Origin of the sequence: Solirubrobacter phytolaccae, from assembly GCF_027587195.1 — a bacterium.
In the GTDB taxonomy this organism is placed as follows: Bacteria; Actinomycetota; Thermoleophilia; order Solirubrobacterales; family Solirubrobacteraceae; genus Solirubrobacter; species Solirubrobacter phytolaccae.
Window position 1 is genome coordinate 46,013 of record NZ_JAPDDP010000044.1, and the last position, 19,782, is coordinate 65,794.

Sequence of the window (19,782 nt, forward strand, 5' to 3'; positions counted from 1 at the left end):
TATCAGGCGCGCAGCCACTCGGCGAGCAGCGTTGGCCCGTCCGGGGAGACCGTCAGCTTCGCGCGCGACTCGGGCTTGAGGAAGCCCGCGGCCGACGCATGGTCGAGGAACGCGGTGAAGCCGTCGTAGTAGCCGTTGGTGTTGACCAGGCCGAACGGCTTGTCGTGGATGCCGAGGTAGCTCCAGGTGTAGACCTCGATCAGCTCCTCGAGCGTGCCGATCCCGCCGGGGAGCGCGATGAACGCGTCGCTGAGCTCCGCCATCAGGGCCTTGCGCTCGTGCATCGAGCCGACGGTGTGCAGCTCGGTCAGGCCGGGGTGCGCGATCTCTTTGTCGACGAGGACCTGCGGAATGACGCCCGCGACCTCACCGCCCGCGGCGAGCGCGGTGTCGGCGACGAGGCCCATCAGGCCGACGGACGCGCCGCCGTAGACGACGCGGATCCCGCGCGTGGCGAGGACGGTGGCGAGCTGCGTGGCGGCTTCGGCGTAGGCGGGGTCGTTGCCGAGGCTGGACCCGCAGTAGACGCAGACGGACTTCATGCTTTGAGGGCCTTGAGGAGGCGATCGAGGTCGGACTCGTCATTCCAGGCGCCGACGGAGGCGCGCAGGTACGGCGTGCCAGGCAGGTTGCGGACGGCGACGCCGCGGGCGTTGAGCTGCTCGCGCCTGGCCTCGGGGTCGTCGACCTCGAAGGTGACGAGCGTCGTGGCGCCACGGGGCGCGACCGTGAACCCGGCGTCGGCGAGCCGGGTCGCGAACGTGTGCGCGAGCTCGACGCCGCGCGCGTAGATCGTCTCCAGACCTTCGGCCTCGAGCACGTCCAGCGCGACCTTCGACAGCGCGACGGCCTCGCGCGGCAGCGGCAGGTCGAACCGGTTCGCGGTGCCCTTGAGCGAGCTGTCCAGCCCGTGGCTCGTGTCCTCGAACGAGAAGTACGTCGGCGCGATCGTGCGCACCCGCTCGCCGAAGTCCGGGTCCAGGTAGAGCATCCCGGTGCCGTCGGCGCCGCAGAGCCACTTCTGGCCGGGGCCGGCGTAGGCGACGCAACCGAGCTCGTGCACGTCGACCGCGATCGCGCCCGCGCCCTGCGCGCCGTCGAGGATCACCGGCACGGGCACGTCGGCCAGCTCCGCCGGCGCGACCTCGCCCGTGATCCAGCTCACGTGCGAGGCGGCGACGAGCGTCGTCTTCTTGGTCACCGCGTTCGCGAGCTCCGCGATCGGCACCTCCTTGACCGTCGCGCCGCGGTGGCGGGCGGCGATCAGCGGCCCGATCAGGCCGGGATGCTCGGCGTCCGAGGTGATGATCTCGTCCTTGGCGCTGATCGCGAGGCCGGCCAGGATCACGCCCAGCCCCGCGGTCGTCCCGCTCGTCACCGCGACGTCCTCAGGCGCGCAGCCGAGGACCCGCGCGTAGCCGGTGCGCAGCGCGTCCCCGAGGTCGTGCCGGCGCTCGAAGTGCGGCATCAGCCGGCCGTCGGTGAGCTGCGCGTCGAGCTCGGCCCGCGCGGCCTCCGCGGCGGCCCGTGGAATCGGTCCGTCCGTGCCCGCGTTCAGGTACGCGAGCTGCTGCAGAACGGGGAACTCGTCGCGGAAACCCATGCGGCTGCGGACCCTAGCGGCCGCAGACCGGCCACGGCGACGCGCCCTCGCGGGCGTACAGCATCGCGGCGCGCTGGTTCTGCTCAGCCTCCGAGGCCTGTGCCGGGTTCCCGCTGCCGCCGACGCTCGCCCACGTCTGCAGCGTGAACTGGAACTTGCCGTAGAAGCCGTTGCCGGTGTCCGTCCCCGGGTTCCCGCCGGACTCACACGCGGCGATCGCCTCGAGCGTGGGGGAGGCGGTCGCGTCGCGCGCCTTCACGACCCGCCGGCGCTCCCGGCGCTCCTCCTGCTTGATGTCCACCCGGAGCGATCGAATCCGGCGCGCGATCGTGGCGGGCGGATCATCACCCACCCGGCGCCGGTACCGGACCGGCGAGAACCCCTGGTCCTTGTGGTCGGCGAGCCGGCGGGCGAGTCGCCACGCCTTGCGCGTCAACCGCTCCTGCGCGAGCTCCGTCTTGACCTCACGCATCTGCGAGGCGACGGTCAGATGTCCGGCGAGCGGCGCCTGGATGTCCGACTGGGCGGCGGCCTTCACCGACGCGGGTACTGCGAGAGTCGCGGCGCCCACGGCCAATACGACGGTCGTGGTCGTTCGCATGCTGTTCCCTTCGTTCGCTTGCGGCGAGCGAGTCACCGTAGCGGCCGCGTTCGACGGAACCGCGAACGGCGGATCACACCCGCGGGCGCCGCGTCAAGCAAACTCGCGCTTCGCGGCGAGCCCGCTTGACCCGTCGCGGCGGGCGTGATGTGGGCAGGTGAGGAGGGTTCCCCTCACTGTGCGAACGCACAGGCGTTCACCGCGATTCGATCACGAGAGACCAAGCGCGCTCGTGCGGGACAGGGGGTATGCCCGGAAACTTCCGCTCAGCGAAAGTTTCCGGACACACCCCCCGCGAACCCGGCCCGAGCGATACCAACGGGGGAGCGCACAGCGGGTGTGCTCGCAGTTCCGGCCCGGAAGGCGGTTCGAACCGCGGCGCCGCACTAGCATGCCTGCCCGTGCGCGTCCCGCTTCCCGACGGCTCTGTCCGTGAGCTCCCCGACGGCTCCACCGGAGCCGACCTCGCCGCCGATATCGGTCCGGGCCTTGCCCGGGCCGCGCTGGCCATTCGTGTCCTTGACGAGAGCAAGACGGAGCAGCGCGACGGGACGGCCTATGACGACGGCCGGATCGTCGACCTGGACGCGCCGCTCACCGACGGGCAGCCGATCGAGATCCTCACCGCCAAGGCGGGGGACGGCGACGCGCTGAAGCTGCTGCGGCACGACATCGCGCACGTGCTGGCCGAGTCGGTGCTGGAGCTGTATCCGGGGACGAAGGTCAGCATCGGGCCGCCGATCGCGGACGGCTTCTACTACGACTTCGACTTCCCCGAAGGCGTGACGATCAACGAGGACGACTTCCCGAAGATCGAAGCGCAGATGAAGAAGCACGTGAAGGCCGCCGAGCCGTTCGTGCGCACGGAGGAGACCACGGCCGAGGCGATCGACCGGTACCTGCGTGAGGACCAGCCGTACAAGGTCGAGCTGATCGAGGACCTGGTGACCAACCAGGGCGTCAAGACCGTCGGCATCTACACCAACGGCGAGTTCAAGGACCTGTGCCGCGGGCCGCACGCGCCGGACACGGGCCGCGCGAAGGCGTTCAAGCTCACCTCCGTCGCCGGCGCGTACTGGCGCGGCGACGCGAACCGCCAGATGCTCACCCGCATCTACGGCACCGCGTTCGCGACCAAGGACGAGCTCAAGGAGCACCTGGAGCGCCTGGAGGAGGCGCGCAAGCGCGACCACCGCCGGCTCGGCCGCGAGCTCGGGCTGTTCGCGTTCTCGGAGACCGCGACGGGCTCGGCGTTCTGGCTCCCGCACGGCACCCAGCTGTTCAACACGCTGGTCGGGCTCTCGCGCGAGATGGGCGAGCAGCGCGGCTACACCGAGGTCAAGACCCCGCAGCTGTTCGACTCGCAGCTGTGGAAGACCTCGGGCCACTGGGACAAGTACCGCGACAACATGTTCGTGACCGAGTCCGAGGGCAAGCAGCTCGCGCTGAAGCCGATGAACTGCCCCGGGCACTGCCAGCTCTACAAGCTGCAGAAGTTCTCGTACCGCGATCTGCCGGTGCGCTACTCCGAGCCGGGCCTGCTGCACCGCAACGAGCTCTCGGGGACGCTGCACGGGCTCATGCGGGTGCGCCACTTCGCGCAGGACGACGCCCACATCTTCTGCACCGAGGACCAGCTCCAGGACGAGGTCACGGCCGCGCTGGAGTTCGCGTTCGCGACCTACCGGATGTTCGGCTTCGACGTGGAGGTCGAGCTCTCGACCCGTCCCGAGCAGCGGATCGGTGCCGAGGAGCTGTGGGACCGCTCGGAGGCCGCGCTGGAAGCGGCGCTGCAGGCCAACGACCTCGAGTACCGCGTCAACGAGGGCGACGGCGCGTTCTACGGGCCGAAGATCGACCTGCACATGCGTGACTCGCTGGGCCGCTCGTGGCAGCTCGGCACGGTCCAGCTCGACTACAACTTCCCGGAGCGGTTCGAGCTCACCTACACCGGCGCCGACAATGTCGAGCACCGGCCGGTGATGATCCACCGCGCGCTGATGGGCTCCTACGAGCGCTTCATCGGCATCCTGATCGAGCACTACGGCGGCGACTTCCCGGCCTGGCTCGCGCCGGTCCAGGCGATCGTGCTGCCGGTGTCGGACCGTCACATCGACTACGCGAACGAGCTCAAGGCCCAGCTGAGCGGCTTCCGGGTCGAGGTCGACCACCGCACGGAGTCGATCGGCCGCAAGATCCGCGACGCGGAGCTGCGGAAGATCCCGTACATGCTCGTCGTCGGCGATCGTGAGGTCGAGGAGCGGACCGCGTCGGTGCGCCGGCACAAGGAAGGCGACCAGGGCGCGCTGTCCGTCGAGGCGCTCAAGGAGCAGCTCTCACAGCCGGAATAGAGGGGACCCGTGGGCATCCTTGCCCTCGGGTCACCACTGCTTGCCGTCGCCATCCCTGGCTTCGGCTCGACCTGGGTAATCGACTCCCAAAACGGGAACTTGAGACCTCAGGATGTTTCGCCCTATACTTCGTGACGTTGAATACGCGTTCCCATACCGCGCCGCGTTCTTGACGCTCGGCGCCCACACCAGCTAGATGCCGGTCCCTCGTAGGTTCGACCGGCAACCGCCTGAGCGTGATACCACCCGCGTGAACGAACGCATCCGCGTTCCCGAGGTCCGTCTCATCGACGACACCGGCCAGCAGGTGGGGATCATGCGCACCAACGAAGCCCTGCGGATGGCCCAGGAGAAGGATCTCGACCTGGTCGAGGTCGCCGCGGAGGCCAAGCCGCCAGTAGTCCGGATCCTGGACTACTCCAAGTACAAGTACGAGCAGGCGCAGAAGGCCAAGTCGGCCCGAAAGCACCAGCAGACGATCAACGTCCGTGAGATCAAGTTCCGGCCGAAGATCGCGCAGCACGACTACGACACGAAGAAGGGCCACGTCGAACGCTTCTTGAAGGCGCGCGACAAGGTCAAGGTCACGATCATGTTCCGCGGGCGCGAGATGGCCCATCCGGAGCGTGGCGAGATGATCCTGAATCGCCTCGCCGAAGACCTGAACGAGCTCGCGATCGTGGAGCAGCGTCCTCAGCAGGACGGTCGCAACATGACGATGATGCTCGGTCCGGTCAAGACGACGACCGACGGCAAGTCAGATTGAGCTGATTCGGCGGCGCGGCCATAGCCACCCGGACCGGGTGGCTATACTGCGTCGCCGGTTATGCCCAAGATGAAGTCGCACTCCGGCGCCAAGAAGCGCTTCAAGGTCACTGGTACCGGCAAGGTCCTGGCCCGTCACTCCTTTTCGAGCCATATTCTCGAGAAGAAGTCACCCAAGCGCAAGCGCCATATGGCCCTGGCCATCGTGCTCGTCAAGGGTGACGCGTCCCGCGCAAAGACGATGCTGAACGGGAACGGTCGATGACCCGCGTCAAGCGCAGCGTCCACGCCAAGAAGAAGCGCCGTGAGGTCCTCGAGCGGACCAAGGGCTTCCGTGGCGAGGCCAACTCGAACTACAAGCGCGCCAAGGAAGCGATGTTCAAGGCGGACGCGTACGCGTACCGCGATCGTCGTAACCGCAAGCGTGACTTCCGTCGCCTCTGGATCACCCGCATCAACGCGGCCGCCCGCCAGGAGGGCATGTCCTACGGCACGTTCATCCACGGTCTGTCGCTGGCCGGCGTCGAGCTGGACCGCAAGGTCCTGGCCGACATCGCCGTGCGCGACCCTGAGACCTTCCGCGTGTTCGTCGCCCGGGCGCAGAACGCGGTCGCTGCGGCGGCCTAGCGCTCCCACCGAGCAATTCGCGGTGACTTGACGCCGGGCTTTCTCGCCCGGCGTTCGTGTTTAACAGGCGCCGAGCTCGCTCCGGGCAAAGCGGCCCGTGTAGTAGCGGCCGCGCTCCACTGGCCAGGTGATCGTCGCACGGCCGAGCGCGTCGATTGCGGCGAACCCCCGCGGCTGGTGTCCGAGCGGGTCGTCGGCCTCCTCGCCCAGGTCCGCCGGCGGGCACGCCTTCCCGGTCGCGTCGAAGACCAGCGCGGTCGCCCGGCGCGACGAGCGCAGCGCGTACACCGTGTGGCCCGCACCGACTGCGACGTCGAGCAGTGAGACCGTCCCGCGCGCGATGACCTGCGTCGGCCCGAGCCCGCCGGGGACGAGCGCCGCGGATTGCACCTGGGGCTCAGCCGTCGCCGCGGCGCGCGCCGGCTGCTTCGGTCGGGGCACCGGAGGCGGGCAGGGCGGGATCTCGTCGGGGGCGCCCGCATCCCACGCGATCCGCGCACCGGGGCCAGACGCGGCCCGCAGCGTCACGACGCCGTGGCCGACCGCGTACGAGATCCGCCGCGGCGCGCCGAAGGTGCCACCGGGCGGGCGGACCGCGGCCCACACCTCCCTCGGCGGCCACCAGCAGCGCGCGCCGCGCGGTTTCCGGTGTCGCGACGCGAGCCAGGCGGCGACGACCGTGCCGTCGGGCGCGGCGGCGAGCACGCCTTCGTCGGCGCGGCGCGTAAGGAGCCGCGGCAAGCCGAGGGGCGCGGCGACGGACGCGAACGTGCCGTCGCCGCGGGCGGCGCTGCCGTCACTGCGCGCGGCGGGCGGTGCGCCGCCGGGCACGCCTGTGCCGTCGCGGGGCGCCGCGGTCGGTCCGAGCACGATCGCGGCGCTCAGGCTGTCGCCGCTTTCGCCCAGGACGATGGCGGCGCCTGTCGCGTCGACCGCCACCGCCGAGGGGCGAGCGAGGCCCGGCACCCGGACGGAACCCGCGAACGGCAGCCCCGGCGCCGCGCGGCGCACGAACGTCTCGCGTTCGCCGCCGAGCGCGAGCACGGCCTCGCCGCCCGGGGCGATCGTCCCCGCGAGGTCGTGGCCGCCCTCGAGCAGGAGCTGACGCGGGTGGCCGGGCCGGTTCGCGCGGGTCCGCATGCCCGAGGCGATCAGCACGTCGCCGAGCAGCGTGGCGCGCTGCTCGCCCGGCGTGCCGACGACGATCCGGGCCGGCGTCTCGGACAACTCGAGCATCGCGCCGCGATAGTGCGGAGCGCACGCCTCGGCCTCGACGTGCACGAACGTGGACGTGCCCGCGGTCGAGATCGCGTCGGGTGGGAGCGTCTGCTGACAGCCCGGCGCGACGACGTCGGCGGGCGCCGACCAGGCCGTGGCCGCGGCGATCAACGCGGCTGCGAGCGTGGCTATACTTCGGCCCTCGTCATGTCCTATTCGTCCCCGGCCACTGAGCGCGAGATGTCACGTGATCGTGAAGTGGGGACGTTCCGCCGATTCGCCGCGCACGCCCGCGAGGCCTCGGCGGCCTAGGACCAACCGAACTCCGCCGAGCCTTGATAGGGCGCCCCTCCCACCGGAGCGGCGCCCTTTTTCGTTTCTACGCACCCATGACTGAAGCCATCTCCAGCTCCCACAACGAAGCCCTCAAAGAGGTCCGCAAGCTCGCCGGCAAGAAGTGGCGGGACAAGCTGGGCTCGTTCGTCGCCGAGGGCGAAGACCTGCTGGAGGCCGCGGAGGCCGCCGGCTGGCACCCGTCCGCCCGCTACGTCACCTCGGACTCGGGCCTCGAGGGCATCCCGGTGCTCCCGCACGTGATGGCGAGCGTGTCCCAGCTCGGCTCGGGCACGCGCGCGATCGGCGTGTACCCGCAGCGCTGGGCGCAACCGCAAGGCCCGCTGTGCATCGCGCTGTGGGGCGTGGGGGACCCGGGGAACGTCGGCACGGTCATCCGCTCCGCGCTCGCGTTCGGGGCGAGTTGCGTCGCGCTCGGCCCGGGCAGCGCCGATCCGTGGTCGCACAAGGCCGTGCGCGCCTCGATGGGCGCGATCTTCTCGATGCCGGTCGCGAAGGTGCGCAGCGCGTCGGAGCTGCCGGGCCGCAAGATCGCGCTGGCCGCCCGCGCGGGCTCGCCCCTGCAGCGCGTCAAGCCGAAATCGGCAAGCACCGGCGAAGCCGGTCGCGCAGATATGGCGCCGGTCACCCTCGTCGTGGGCGCCGAGCGCGAAGGCCTGAGCGACGAGTTCGTCGCGGGCTGCGACGACGTCGCCCACATCCCGATCGCCCACGCCGACTCTTTGAACGCCGCCATGGCGGCCACCGTTGCTGTCTACGAGCTAACTAGGATCACGCGCCCATGAGCACAGCCACCGCCGACCGGATTGCGCAGCTGCGGGCCGAGGGCGAGGCCGCGGTCGCCTCCGCCGCCTCGACCACGGACCTCGAGGAGATCCGTGTGCGCTTCCTCGGCCGTAAAGCCGAGCTGCCGAACCTGTTGCGAGACGTCGGCAAGCTCCCGCCCGAGGAGCGCGGGCCGGTGGGCAAGGGCGCCAACCAGGCGCGGCAGGCGCTGCAGGCCGCGGTCGACAGTCGCCAGGCCGAGCTCGAGGCGACCGAGCTCGAGAGCAAGCTCGCCGCCGACATCGTCGACGTGACGCTGCCCGGCACGCCGGTCACCCCGGCCGGGCACCTGCACATCCTCACCGCCACCCGGCGCGAGATCGAGGACGTGTTCGTCGGCCTGGGCTTCTCCGTGGTCGAAGGCCCGGAGATCGACCTCGCCTACTACAACTTCGACGCGCTCAACCACGACGTCCATCACCCCGCGCGCAGCGAGGCGGACACGTTCTACGTCGCCGACGACGTGGTCCTGCGCACGCAGACGAGCCCGATGCAGGTCCGCCAGATGGAGCTGCAGGCGCCGCCGCTGTACATCATCGTCCCGGGCCGCGTCTACCGGCCGGACAACGACGCGACGCACACGCCGCAGTTCCACCAGGTCGAAGGCCTGGCCGTGGACGAGGACCTGACGCTCGGCGACCTGCAGGGCACGCTGCTCGCGTTCGCCCGCGCGATCTTCGGCGACGACCGCGAGGTCCGCCTGCGCCCGCACTTCTTCCCGTTCACCGAGCCGTCGGTCGAGCTGGACGTGAGCTGCTTCAACTGCAAGCAGGGCTTCCTGCGGGACGGCTCGCGCTGCCCGCTGTGCAAGGGCACGGCGTGGATCGAGATCCTCGGCGCCGGCATGGTGGACCCGAACCTGTACGGCTACGTCGAGGGCTACGACCCCGACAAGCACCAGGGCTTCGCCTGGGGCATGGGCATCGAGCGGATCGCCTTCCTCAAGCACCGCGTGCCGGACCTGCGCATGTTCTTCGAGAACGACCTTCGACTGCTGGAGCAATTCGGATGAGGCTGCCCCTGTTCTGGTTGACGGACTACGTCGACCCCGGCATGGAGGCCTCCAAGCTGGCCAACCGCCTCGCGATGACCGGCACCGAGGTCGACCGCGTGCACGCGCACGGCGTCACCGCGCTCGAGAACTTCGTCGTCGGGCGCGTGCTCGAGCGCGAGCAGCACCCGGACGCCGACCGCCTCAGCGTCTGCCAGGTCGCGATCGGCGAGGGCGACGTGGCGACGATCGTCTGCGGCGCGCCGAACGTCGCCGCCGGCCAGACCGTCGGCGTCGCGCTCCCGGGCTCCGTCATGCCCGACGGCACCAAGCTCAAGAAGGCCAAGCTCCGCGGCATCCCGTCCAACGGCATGATCCTGGCCGAGGACGAGGTCTCGATCGGCATGGACCACGCCGGGATCATGGTCCTCGACGACGACCTGACGCCCGGCACGCCGCTCGCCGACGTGCTGCCGATCTCCACCGACGTGCTCGAGCTGGAGATCACGCCGAACCGCCCCGACTGCCTGAGCGTCTACGGCGTCGCGCGTGAGGTCCACGCCGCGACGGGGCAGCCGCTCGCGCCCGCGCCATGGGCGACCGACCCCGGCACGCCCGGCCCGATCGAAGGCGTCACGATCGAGGTCGAAGACCCCGAGTTCTGCCCGCGCTTCACCGCGCGGCTGTTCGAGGACGTCACGATCGGCCCGTCGCCGCGCTGGCTGAAGGCGCGCCTGATGGCCGCCGGGCAGCGCCCGATCAACAACGTCGTGGACATCACGAACTACGCGATGCTGCTCACCGGGCAGCCGCTGCACGCGTTCGACTTCGACCTCGTCGCGGGCGGCCGCCTGAAGGTCCGCCGCGCCGGTGAGGGTGAGAAGATGCTCACGCTGGACGACGCCGAGCGCACGCTCGACGGCTCCATGCACCTGATCGAGGACGGCGACGGCCCGACGTCGATCGCTGGGATCATGGGCGGCCAGCGCTCCGAGGTCCAGCCGACCACGACCCGCGTTCTGATGGAGGCGGCCAACTGGAACGGCCCGACGCTGCAGCGCACGTCGCAGAAGCTGGGTCTGCGCACCGAGGCGTCCGGTCGCTTCGAGAAAGGGCTCGCGCCCGAGCAGGCGATGGAGGGCCAGATCGTCGCCACCCAGCTCATGCTCGAGCTGACCGGCGCGCGGCTGGTCGACGGCACGATCGACATCGGGGGCGAAGGCCCGGCACCGGTCACGCTGCGCCTGCGCGACGAGAAGGTCACGCGCCTGCTCGGCACTCAGGTGCCGATCCGCGAGCAGGCCGACATCCTCGAAGCGCTCGAGTTCGGCGTCCACGACGCGGGCGACGGCCTGGACGTGACCGTCCCGGCCTTCCGCCGCAACGACGTCACGCGCGAGGTCGACCTGATCGAGGAGGTTGCGCGCCTGTGGGGGCTGGAGAAGCTCCCGGCGACGATCCCCGGCCACGGCATGAGCGCGCGGCTCACGACCGAGCAGCGCCTGCGCCGCCGCGCGGCCGACGCGCTCGTGGGCGCGGGCTTCAGCGAGGCGATCGGCTGGAGCTTCCAGGCGCCCGAGCTGGCGCGCAAGCTGCGGATCGACCTCCCGGCCGTCAAGCTGCGCAACCCGCTCTCGGAAGACCTGAGCGTGATGCGCACGACGCTGCTCGGCTCGCTCCTGAACAGCGTCCGCCACAACACGGCGCGCGGCACCGAGGACGTGCGGCTGTTCGAGGAGGGCTCGGTCTACTTCGACCGCCCGCACGGCCGCACCCCGACCGCCGCGGAGGCGCGCTCGACGCCGCTCCCCGACGAGCGGATGCATCTCGCCGCGCTGCTCACCGGTCGCCTGCATCCCGCCTCCTGGGGTGAGTCCAATCCGCCGACCGCGGACTTCTTCGCCGCCAAGGGCGTGCTGGAGACCGTGCTCGGCGCGCTGCGCGTGCCGTTCACCGTCGTGCGCGGGTCCGACCCGTTCCTGCACCCGGGCCGCGCGGCGCGCGTGCTGATCGGTGGCGAGGACGCGGGCTGGCTCGGCGAGCTGCACCCGGGCGTGACCGAGGAGTTCGACCTCGGGCGTGTCGCCGGCTTCGAGCTGGACCTGTCCGCCGTGCTCCCGCACGCCAACGTCGCGCCGCTCTACGAGGACCTGACGAGCTTCCCGGCGATCCGCCAGGACCTCGCGTTCTGGGTTCCGGCCGACCGCACGGCGTCCGAGCTGGTGGAAGTGGTCAAGGGCGCGGGCGGCAAGCTCCTCAAGGACGTGTCCGTGTTCGACGTGTACGCGCACGAGGGCCGCACGTCGCTCGCGGTCCGCCTGGAGTTCCGCGCCGGCGACCGCACGCTCACCGACGAGGAGATCGCCCCGCAGCGCGAGAAGGTCGTGAAGGCGGTGGCGAGCAAGCTGGAGGGCGAGCTTCGTGGCTAACCCGACCGTCGCGGTGCTCGGTGCCGCCGGCTACGCCGGCGCGATCGCCGCGCAGATCCTCTACCGGCATCCGTCCTTCGAGCTGTCCGCCGTCACCGCGCGCGCGGAGGCGGGCCAGCGGCTCGACGACGTGCACCCCAAGACGCGGGTGCCGCTGGAGCTCGAGCTCTATAAGGACCACACCCCCGACGCCGCCGTCGTCGCCTACCCGCACGGCGCGGCGGCGCCGGTCGTGGCGGAGCTGCGGGCGCGCGGCGTCCGCGTGGTGGATCTCTCCGCCGACTTCCGCCTGCGCGACCGGACCACGTACGACGACTGGTACGGCGAGCACAAGGCCCCAGAGATCTTCGGCCAGGGCGTCTACGGGCTGCCCGAGCTCAACCGGGACGCCGTTGCGGGGTCCGATCTCGTCGCCAACCCCGGCTGCTATCCGACCGCGGCGCTGCTCGGCCTCGCGCCGCTCGCGAAGGCCGGCCTGATCGGCGACGTGATCATCGACGGCAAGTCCGGCGTCTCCGGCGCGGGCCGCGGCGCCACCGCGACCACGCACTTCATCTCCGCCGACGAGAACGTCTCGCCCTACAAGATCGAAGGGCACCGCCACACGCCCGAGATCGAGCAGGAGCTGGGCGCGCTCGGCAACGACGTCACGGTCACCTTCACGCCCTACCTGGTGCCGCTGGCCCAGGGCGAGCTGGTCACGTCCTACGTCACGCCGACCCGCGACGTCGACGCCGACGAGATCTCCGAGCTGTTCGACGACCTCTACGGCGCCGAGCCGTTCATCGAGCTGCGGCGCGGTCCGGTCGGCGTGATCGACGTGCGCGACACGAACTACTGCCGGATCTCCTGGCACCACGACCCGCGCACGGGCCGCGTGATCGTGTTCGCCGCGATCGACAACCTGTGGAAGGGCGCTGCGTCCCAGGCGGTGCAGAACCTGAACCTGATGTTCGGACGGCCGGAAACCGAGGGACTGCGATGAGCTCACGTTGGCTGGAGTTGCCCGGTCACGTCACCGAGAACCCCGGCGACCTCCCGAAGGGCTTCAAGGCCGCGGGCGTCGCGGCGGGCATCAAGCCCAGCGGCGGGATGGACGTCGGCCTGCTGGTCTGCAGCGAGGCCGGCTGCGTGAGCGCGACCCGCTTCACGCGCAGCGGCATCCTCGCCGCGCCCGTCGTCCTCACGAAGGAACGCGCCCGCCAGGACGCGATCCGCGTCGTGATCGTCAACTCCGGCAACGCGAACGCCGCCACCGGCAACCGCGGCTTCGAGCAGGCGGCGCGCATGCAGGGCGCCGCGGCGATGGCCGGCGGCGCGCGCGAGGATCAGGTCGCGGTCGCCTCGACCGGCGTGATCGGCGTGCAGCTGGACGCCGGCGACGTGATCCGCGGCATCGCTCGCGCCCGCGGTGACCTGCGCGAGTACGGCCACGGCGACTTCTCCGAGGCGATCCAGACCACGGACCAGTTCGCCAAGGAGGTCGAGGTCGACGTCGCGCTGAGCGCCGGCACCGTGCGCCTCACCGCGCAGGCCAAGGGCGCCGGGATGATCTCCCCGAACTTCGCCACGATGCTGTGCTTCGTCCAGACCGACGCGGGCCTGGACGCGAAGTTCGCCGACCTGCTGCTCGGCCTGTGCGTGGAGCGCTCGTTCGACCGCATCTCCGTCGACGGCCAGCTCTCCACCAACGACACGGTGATCTTCCAGGCCAGCGGCGCCTCCGGCGTCCAGCTCGAGGCGGAGTCCGAGGACGCGACGAAGTTCGGCGAGGCGCTCGACTGGGCGCTGCGCAAGCTCGCGCTGGACATCGTCCGCGACGGCGAGGGCTCCAAGCGGATCGGTCGCGTCGTCGTGCGCGGCGGGTCGCACGAGGTGGCGGAGAACGCCGCGCGGGCGATCGCGAACTCTCCGCTGGTCAAGGCCGCGCTGCACGGCGGGGACCCGAACTGGGGCCGGATCGTGCAGGCCGTCGGCGGCGCGCTGACCGACACGGCGCCGCTCGCGGTCGACGTGTTCATCGAGTCGGTGCAAGTGGCCGCGGCGGGCATGGCGATCCCGTTCGACGTGGCCAAGCTGGCCGAGGCGGTCAGCGGCGACGAGGTCGAGTACGACGTCGTGCTGCCCGGGAGCGGGGCGGAGACCGAGGTCTTCTTCTCCGATCTCTCGCACGAGTACGTGACCATCAACGCCGACTACACGACGTGACGCCGATGCGCGACGTCGGCACACTCCTGGAGGCGCTCCCGTACATCCGGGAGTTCCACGGCAAGACGGTCGTCATCAAGTACGGCGGCGCGGCGATGAACGACCCGGCGCTGCGCGAGGAGTTCGCACGCGACGTCGTGCTGCTCAAGTACGTCGGGCTGAACCCGATCATCGTCCACGGCGGCGGGCCGGACATCACCGCCTACATGAACCGCCTGAACATGCCGGTCGAGTTCATCGGCGGGCTGCGCGTGAGCGACGAGGACACCGTCGAGATCGCGAAGATGGTGCTCGTCGGCAAGGTCAACAAGGACATCGTCGGCCGGATCAATCGCCACGGGCAGCCCGCGGTCGGCCTGTCCGGTGACGACGGCCAGCTGTTCCGCGTGAGCACCATGCTCGGCCCGGGCGGCGAGGACATCGGCTTCGTCGGCAAGATCGACCGCGTCGACGTCGGCGTGCTCACCCACATCGCCGAGGACTACATCCCGGTCGTCGCGTCGGTCGGCGCGGACCGCACCGGACGCTCGCACAACGTCAACGCCGACGAGGCCGCGGGCGCGATCGCGCGGGCGCTGGGCGCCTACAAGGTCATCTTCCTCACGGACGTGGCGGGCTGGCTGCGCGACCCCGCGGATCCCGACAGCGTGATCTCCGAGGCGGGCGCGGACGAGGTCGAAACCGCGCTCGAGCACATGCAGGGCGGGATGCGGCCCAAGCTGCAGGCGTGCGTGGAGGCCATCCACGGCGGCGTCACCTACGCGCACATCATCGACGGGCGGCTGCCGCACTCGCTGCTGCTCGAGCTGTTCACGGATGCCGGCATCGGGACGAAAGTGAGGCCGGCGACGTGAGCCTGGCGAATACCTACGCGCGCTACCCCGTCGAGTTCGTCAGCGGCGAGGGCGCCTGGCTGACCGACAGCAAGGGCGAGCGCTACCTGGACTTCCTCGCGGGGATCGCGGTCAACAACCTCGGCCACTCGCACCCGCGGCTCGTGGAGGCGGTGCGCGAGCAGGCCGGGCGGCTGATCCACGTCTCCAACCTCTTCTACACCGAGCCGAACGTGCGGCTGGCGGAGCGCCTGTGCGCGCGGTCGTTCGGCGAGAGCGTCTTCTTCTGCAACAGCGGCGCCGAGGCCAACGAGGCCGCGATCAAGCTCGCCCGCAAGCACCGCCCGCGCGGCGACGTGATCGTGGCGCTGAACGCGTTCCACGGGCGGACCTACGGCGCTTTGAGCGCCACGCCGCAGGAGGCCAAGCAGGCGCCGTTCGCGCCGCTCGTGCCCGGGTTCCGGGCGGTCGAGGCGAGCGACGTCGCCGCTGCCGTGGACGCCGACACCGCCGCCGTGCTGATCGAGCCGATCCAGGGCGAGTCCGGCGTCAACGTGATGTCGTCCGAGCTGCTGGCCGGCATCCGCGCGGCCTGCGACGAGGTCGGCGCCGCGCTGATCTTCGACGAGGTGCAGACCGGCATGGGGCGGACGGGCTCGCTGTGGGCCTACGAGCAGCTGGGCGTCGTCCCGGACGCGATGACGCTCGCGAAGGGCCTCGCCGGCGGCCTGCCGATGGGCGCGCTGGTGATCGGCCCGAAGCTGCAGGAGGTCTTCGTCCCCGGCGACCACGGCTCGACGTTCGCCGGCGGCCCACTGGTGAGCGCCGCGGCCAATGTCGCGCTCGACGTGATCGACGACGAGACGTTCCTCGCGCGCGTGCGCGAGACCGGTGAGCGGCTCGTGGCGAAGCTGCAGGAGCTGCCCTACGTGGTCTCGGTGCGCGGTCGCGGGCTCATGGTGGCGGCCGAGATCAACGTCGAGGCGCCGAAGTTGGCGACGCGGGCGCTGCTCGAGCAGCAGCTGATCATCAACGCCACCGGTGCCACCACCTTGCGCTTCCTGCCGCCCCTGATCGTCGGCGCGGACGAGATCGACGAAGCCGTCGATCGTCTGAAAAAGCTCGATATCTGACACCTGGAAAGCGGTGCATCTCGATGCACCGTCAACTGGCCCGTTAACTGGTCAGCAGGATCCGATGCAGTGGCGCGATCCGGCAAATCGCCAGCTAGGGTCCCGCCGGCCCCATGACGAGCCCCACTCTGGATGTTGCGCACTCCGCGGCCCGGCTGATTGCCGACGGCCGCGCGGCGGGTCGCAGCGGGTTGCAGGACGTTGCGTCGATGTTCGCTCGCACGCACGACTGCGCCTGCGTCATCTACCTCAAGTCGGCGCTGCGCGGTGCGGTGGTGCCGATGGCGGCGGCGTCCGAGCGGCCGGACATCGCCGCGTATATGAGCGAGTACGTCGGCCGGGACTCCGGCTGGCCGAGCGAGAAGCTCCTGGACGCCTTCCGGCGCGGCGAGACGCTCGACCGGACCGGTGACCCGGCGGACCTCGCCAACTGGGTCGGGCCGCCCGCGGGCACGCACACGCTGCACTTCGGGCTGCATTCGCTGTTCGCCGCGCCGGTGCGTCGTCCCGGCGCCGCGCGGATCGCGGGCGTCGTGGCCGTCGGCCGGCACGAGGGTGAGCCGCCGCTGAGCGACGCGGACCGCGCGGCCGTGCTCGCGCTCGTCGACGCTCTGACCGACCCGATGGTGCGCGAGCGCGACGCGTGGGAGATGCACGAGCGCCTCGAGGCGACGGTGCGCGCGGGCCGGCTGGAGCTGCTCGGCGACGGGCGGCTGGCGACCGCGTTCCGCTACTCGACCGCGGGCATCGCGATCTTCACGCTCGACCCGGCCCGGCCGCGCGTCGTGGACCTCAACGAGCGCCTGGCCGAGGTGCTCGGCGCGTCGCCGCACGTCCTGCTCGCCCGGCGCGGCGTGCGCGACTTCGTGCATCGCGACGACGTCGCCGCGGCCAAGCTCGCGCTGCGCCGGCTGCACGCGGGCGAGGTGGAGTTCAGCCGCCGGCGTCTGCGGCTGCTCGGCGATGGGGACGAGTACGTCGCGTGCGACGTGGTCCTCTCGCTCGCTCGCGACAACGCCGGGGTCTCGCGCTACGGCCTCTGCCAGATCGTCGACGTCGAGGAGCCGCGGCGCGCGCATCACCCGCTCGCGCGCGAGGTGCGCGCGCAGGAGATGCTCGCCGCGCTCGGCCGGCTCGCCCTGGAAGGCACGCCGGACGCCCACCTGATGCGGACCACGGCGGCGGGGATCGGCAGCGCGCTGGCGGTCGACGCGGCGATGGTGCTCGAGCGCCGGCCGGACGGCACGACCGCGACGGTCGCGGCGCACGGCTCGGTGCCGATGGCGATGCCGGTCGCGGACGAGCTCCCGGGCGCCGCGCGGCTGCTCGAGGGCGCGCTGCTGCCGTCGGTGTGGCGCGGCGCGGGCGTGCGTGGGGCGATCGTGGCGCCGCTCGGCCTCGGGCCGGGGCCGCGCCGCTGGCTCGCGGCCGCCAGCTACGAGACGCGGTCGTTCACGGCGGGCGAGGAGCGCGTGGTCGAGACCGCCGCGCACCTGGTCTCCACCGCGGGCGCCGACCGGCCGGTGCGGGCTTCGCAGCCGCCCGAGCTGGCCGCGCTCCCCGGGCGCGAGCAGTTCGCGGACCGCGTCACGCACGCGATCGCGCGCGCGGGGCGCCAGGGCGAGTCGGTCGCGGTGCTCACGCTCGACGTCGACGGCTTCCGCGACGTCAACGACACGTTCGGCTACGAGGTCGGCGACGAGGTGCTCGCGACGTTCGCGCGCCGGCTGGAGGGCGTGCTGCGCGCGGGGGACACGCTCGCGCGGCTCGGCGGCGACGAGTTCGGGATCGTCTGCGAGGACATCTCCGGCGAGCGCGGCACGATCGAGATCGTCCGCCGCGTGATCGGCGCGTTCGAGGCGCCGGTGGTCGTGGACGAGCACGTGCTGCACCCGGCGGTGTCGATCGGCGTGGCGCTGGGCGACTGGGTGTCCAGCAGCGCGGACTCGCTGATGCGCGACGCGGAGACCGCGCTCCAGCGCGCGCAGGACCAGCCCGGGACGACCTACGAGCTGTTCGACCGCACGATGCGCCGGCGTGTCGCCGAGCGGATCCGGCTCGAGCACGACCTGCGGCGAGCCTTGGAGAACGACGAGCTCGTGCTGCACTACCAGCCGCTCGTCTCGCTGCACGAGCGGCGGATCCTGGGGCTGGAGGCGCTGGTGCGCTGGCAGCATCCCGAGCGCGGGCTCGTGTCGCCGAACGAGTTCATCCCGGCCGCGGAGTCGTCGGGGCTGATCCTCGCGGTCGGCCGCTGGGTGATCCGCGAGGCGTCCCGGCAGCTCACGCGCTGGGACGCCGACCCGACGCTCCCGCGCGTGTGGGTGTCGGTGAACGTCAGCGGCCGGCAGATCGCGGCGCCGGGGCTGGCGGAGGAGATCGGCGAGACGCTGCAGCGCACCGGCCTGGAGCCCGACCGGCTGGCGCTCGAGCTGACCGAGACCGTGCTGATGGAGGACGCGGGCTCGCCGCTCGCCCACCTGCAGCGGCTCAAGGCGCTCGGCGTGCGGCTGCTGCTCGACGACTTCGGCACGGGCTACTCGTCGCTGAACTACGTCAAGCGCTTCCCGCTGGACGGCCTGAAGGTCGACCGCTCGTTCGTCGCCGGGCTCGCGGACGCCGAGAGCGACCGCCACATCCTGCGGGCGATCGTGAGCATGGCCACCGCGCTGGACGTCTCCGTGATCGCCGAGGGCGTCGAGACCGCCGAGCAGGCCGCGTGGATCGCGAGCATGGACTGCGACACCGTTCAGGGCTACGGCGTCGCCCGGCCTGCCCCGGCGGCGGAGATCGAGACCCTGCTGCGCGACGGGCTGCCGGCCGAGCGCGCGGACTGGTCGCTGGAACCGCCGGTCGCGCAGGTCGACGAGCCGACCGTCGCCCTCGGCGAGGCCACCGACGTGCTCGGCGTCTCCGCGAGCACGATCCGCCGCTGGGCCGACACGGGCCGGATCGCCGTCGTGCGCACCCCGGGCGGGCATCGCCGCTTCCCGGTCGCCGAGTTGCGGCGGTTGAGCACCGGCCCGGAGCTCCGGCCGCGCACGCAGCTGCGCGCGATCGACGCGCCGACCGCGAGCCTCCCGCACGTCGCCGCGCTGCTCCGGATGCAGCCCGAGCGGCTGCAGTCCGTCGCCGGCGGCCTGTACGAGACCGGCCGCCACGGCTGGTTCGCGCGCGAGCCCGGCGTGGCGGAGTTGAGTGAGTGGGCCGCGCGGGTGGCCGCGGCGTGCGAGAGCGCCGACTGGGACAGCGCCGAGACCGCGACGCAGCGCCTCGGCGCGCGCGCTGAAGTCGGCGGGGCGACGCTGCTCGAGCGGTTTCTCGTGATCGAGCGGTTCGGCGCCTTGGTGGCCGAGGTGCTGCAGCGGCGTGAAGCCGGGCCCCGCGAGATCGCGGGGGCGCGGCGTCTGTTCGCCCGGTTGGCGCGGGGCTTGATCGAGTCGTAGGGCGCCGCCGTCCGGCATACGCAGGGAGGTGTCATCCCTTCGCCGCACTGGTTTGGCGAGGATCACCTCCCGGTATGAGCCGGATGCCGTGCGCATCCGAACCCTGACCGGAGTGGGACTCGCGACCGTCCTGGTCGCCACGCCGGCGTTCGCGCAGCTGCCGGTCCCCACGGTGCCGGTGCCGGTGCCGACCGTCCAGGTCCCGATCCCGACCGTCCAGGTCCCGATCCCGACGGTGCAGGTCCCGATCCCGACCGTCCAGGTCCCGGTGCCCACCGCACCTCCGAGTGCGCCGCCCGTGATCGGCGGCGGTGGCTCGGGCGGCTCAGGCTCGGGCGGCGCCGGCAGCGGCGGCGGGACCGGCTCGGGCGGCGCGGCCGGCGGTTCGGAAGTCGGGG

17 protein-coding genes are annotated in these 19,782 nt (G+C 71.7%); 13 read left to right on the forward strand and 4 right to left on the reverse strand.

What is annotated here, in order from left to right; translation table 11 throughout:
* Positions 1-2: 2 nt before the first annotated feature.
* Genes OJ997_RS21850 through OJ997_RS21860 form a run of 3 tightly spaced genes read right to left on the reverse strand, consistent with a single transcriptional unit; the run spans position 3 to position 2,204 of the window.
* On the reverse strand, positions 3-542 hold the full coding sequence (locus tag OJ997_RS21850) for an LOG family protein (RefSeq protein WP_270027359.1): 540 nt from the start codon (positions 540-542) through the stop codon (positions 3-5).
* The gene (locus OJ997_RS21855; RefSeq protein ID WP_270027360.1) at positions 539-1,603 is read right to left on the reverse strand and encodes an aminotransferase class V-fold PLP-dependent enzyme; all 1,065 of its coding nucleotides are present in this window, start codon (positions 1,601-1,603) and stop codon (positions 539-541) included. Before OJ997_RS21855 ends, OJ997_RS21850 begins: the two co-directional genes overlap by 4 nt.
* A gap of 13 nt (positions 1,604-1,616) precedes the next feature.
* Positions 1,617-2,204, reverse strand: a complete 588-nt coding sequence (locus OJ997_RS21860) for a transglycosylase family protein (protein ID WP_270027361.1) — start codon at positions 2,202-2,204, stop codon at positions 1,617-1,619.
* A 401-nt stretch (positions 2,205-2,605) separates the two neighbouring features.
* Here OJ997_RS21860 and thrS point away from each other — a divergent pair, with 401 nt between their 5' ends.
* From thrS to rplT, 4 genes are all read left to right on the forward strand, one after another.
* The gene (thrS, locus tag OJ997_RS21865) at positions 2,606-4,555 is read left to right on the forward strand and encodes a threonine--tRNA ligase (protein ID WP_270027362.1); all 1,950 of its coding nucleotides are present in this window, start codon (positions 2,606-2,608) and stop codon (positions 4,553-4,555) included.
* 196 nt (positions 4,556-4,751) lie between these two features.
* Entirely contained in the window at positions 4,752-5,321 is a 570-nt protein-coding gene (gene infC / locus OJ997_RS21870) for a translation initiation factor IF-3 (RefSeq protein ID WP_270027363.1), read from the forward strand.
* 60 nt (positions 5,322-5,381) lie between these two features.
* The gene (gene rpmI, locus OJ997_RS21875; protein ID WP_202952533.1) at positions 5,382-5,585 is read left to right on the forward strand and encodes a 50S ribosomal protein L35; all 204 of its coding nucleotides are present in this window, start codon (positions 5,382-5,384) and stop codon (positions 5,583-5,585) included.
* On the forward strand, positions 5,582-5,947 hold the full coding sequence (gene rplT / locus OJ997_RS21880) for a 50S ribosomal protein L20 (RefSeq protein WP_270027364.1): 366 nt from the start codon (positions 5,582-5,584) through the stop codon (positions 5,945-5,947). The genes rpmI and rplT overlap by 4 nt, the downstream gene beginning before the upstream one ends.
* Before the next feature lie 60 nt (positions 5,948-6,007).
* On the opposite strand, the gene OJ997_RS21885 is transcribed toward rplT, so the two are convergent.
* Positions 6,008-7,336: a hypothetical protein gene (locus tag OJ997_RS21885; RefSeq protein WP_270027365.1), complete on the reverse strand. Its 1,329-nt coding sequence runs from the start codon at positions 7,334-7,336 to the stop codon at positions 6,008-6,010.
* Between the two features lie 218 nt (positions 7,337-7,554).
* Here OJ997_RS21885 and OJ997_RS21890 point away from each other — a divergent pair, with 218 nt between their 5' ends.
* The 9 genes from OJ997_RS21890 to OJ997_RS21930 form a co-directional block, all read left to right on the forward strand.
* Positions 7,555-8,304 (forward strand): TrmH family RNA methyltransferase, encoded by a 750-nt coding sequence (locus OJ997_RS21890; RefSeq protein WP_270027366.1) that lies wholly within the window; start codon positions 7,555-7,557, stop codon positions 8,302-8,304.
* Entirely contained in the window at positions 8,301-9,356 is a 1,056-nt protein-coding gene (gene pheS / locus OJ997_RS21895) for a phenylalanine--tRNA ligase subunit alpha (RefSeq protein WP_270027367.1), read from the forward strand. Before OJ997_RS21890 ends, pheS begins: the two co-directional genes overlap by 4 nt.
* Positions 9,353-11,764 carry a phenylalanine--tRNA ligase subunit beta gene (gene pheT / locus OJ997_RS21900; protein WP_270027368.1) on the forward strand — a complete coding sequence of 804 codons (2,412 nt, stop codon included), beginning with the start codon at positions 9,353-9,355 and terminating at the stop codon, positions 11,762-11,764. The genes pheS and pheT overlap by 4 nt, the downstream gene beginning before the upstream one ends.
* Positions 11,757-12,749, forward strand: coding sequence for an N-acetyl-gamma-glutamyl-phosphate reductase (argC, locus tag OJ997_RS21905; RefSeq protein ID WP_270027369.1), 993 nt, complete (start codon positions 11,757-11,759; stop codon positions 12,747-12,749). Before pheT ends, argC begins: the two co-directional genes overlap by 8 nt.
* Positions 12,746-13,972 carry a bifunctional glutamate N-acetyltransferase/amino-acid acetyltransferase ArgJ gene (argJ, locus tag OJ997_RS21910; RefSeq protein ID WP_270027370.1) on the forward strand — a complete coding sequence of 409 codons (1,227 nt, stop codon included), beginning with the start codon at positions 12,746-12,748 and terminating at the stop codon, positions 13,970-13,972. The genes argC and argJ overlap by 4 nt, the downstream gene beginning before the upstream one ends.
* Before the next feature lie 5 nt (positions 13,973-13,977).
* A complete protein-coding gene (gene argB, locus OJ997_RS21915; RefSeq protein WP_270027371.1) occupies positions 13,978-14,826 on the forward strand; it encodes an acetylglutamate kinase in 849 nt (282 codons plus the stop codon).
* A complete protein-coding gene (locus OJ997_RS21920) occupies positions 14,823-15,938 on the forward strand; it encodes an aspartate aminotransferase family protein (protein WP_270027372.1) in 1,116 nt (371 codons plus the stop codon). The genes argB and OJ997_RS21920 overlap by 4 nt, the downstream gene beginning before the upstream one ends.
* A 209-nt stretch (positions 15,939-16,147) precedes the next feature.
* Positions 16,148-19,384, forward strand: a complete 3,237-nt coding sequence (locus OJ997_RS21925) for an EAL domain-containing protein (RefSeq protein WP_270027373.1) — start codon at positions 16,148-16,150, stop codon at positions 19,382-19,384.
* A gap of 88 nt (positions 19,385-19,472) precedes the next feature.
* Positions 19,473-19,782: hypothetical protein (locus tag OJ997_RS21930; protein WP_270027374.1), on the forward strand; the 310-nt coding region annotated here is incomplete at its 3' end.

Coding starts and splice junctions, on each gene's coding strand:
- OJ997_RS21850 (WP_270027359.1), bottom strand. CDS start 542: ATGAAGTCCGTCTGCGTCTACTGCGGGTCCAGCCTCGGCAACGACCCC.
- OJ997_RS21855 (WP_270027360.1), bottom strand. CDS start 1,603: ATGGGTTTCCGCGACGAGTTCCCCGTTCTGCAGCAGCTCGCGTACCTG.
- OJ997_RS21860 (WP_270027361.1), bottom strand. CDS start 2,204: ATGCGAACGACCACGACCGTCGTATTGGCCGTGGGCGCCGCGACTCTC.
- infC (WP_270027363.1), top strand. CDS start 4,752: ATGCCGGTCCCTCGTAGGTTCGACCGGCAACCGCCTGAGCGTGATACC.
- rpmI (WP_202952533.1), top strand. CDS start 5,382: ATGCCCAAGATGAAGTCGCACTCCGGCGCCAAGAAGCGCTTCAAGGTC.
- rplT (WP_270027364.1), top strand. CDS start 5,582: ATGACCCGCGTCAAGCGCAGCGTCCACGCCAAGAAGAAGCGCCGTGAG.
- OJ997_RS21890 (WP_270027366.1), top strand. CDS start 7,555: ATGACTGAAGCCATCTCCAGCTCCCACAACGAAGCCCTCAAAGAGGTC.
- pheS (WP_270027367.1), top strand. CDS start 8,301: ATGAGCACAGCCACCGCCGACCGGATTGCGCAGCTGCGGGCCGAGGGC.
- pheT (WP_270027368.1), top strand. CDS start 9,353: ATGAGGCTGCCCCTGTTCTGGTTGACGGACTACGTCGACCCCGGCATG.
- argJ (WP_270027370.1), top strand. CDS start 12,746: ATGAGCTCACGTTGGCTGGAGTTGCCCGGTCACGTCACCGAGAACCCC.
- argB (WP_270027371.1), top strand. CDS start 13,978: ATGCGCGACGTCGGCACACTCCTGGAGGCGCTCCCGTACATCCGGGAG.
- OJ997_RS21925 (WP_270027373.1), top strand. CDS start 16,148: ATGTTCGCTCGCACGCACGACTGCGCCTGCGTCATCTACCTCAAGTCG.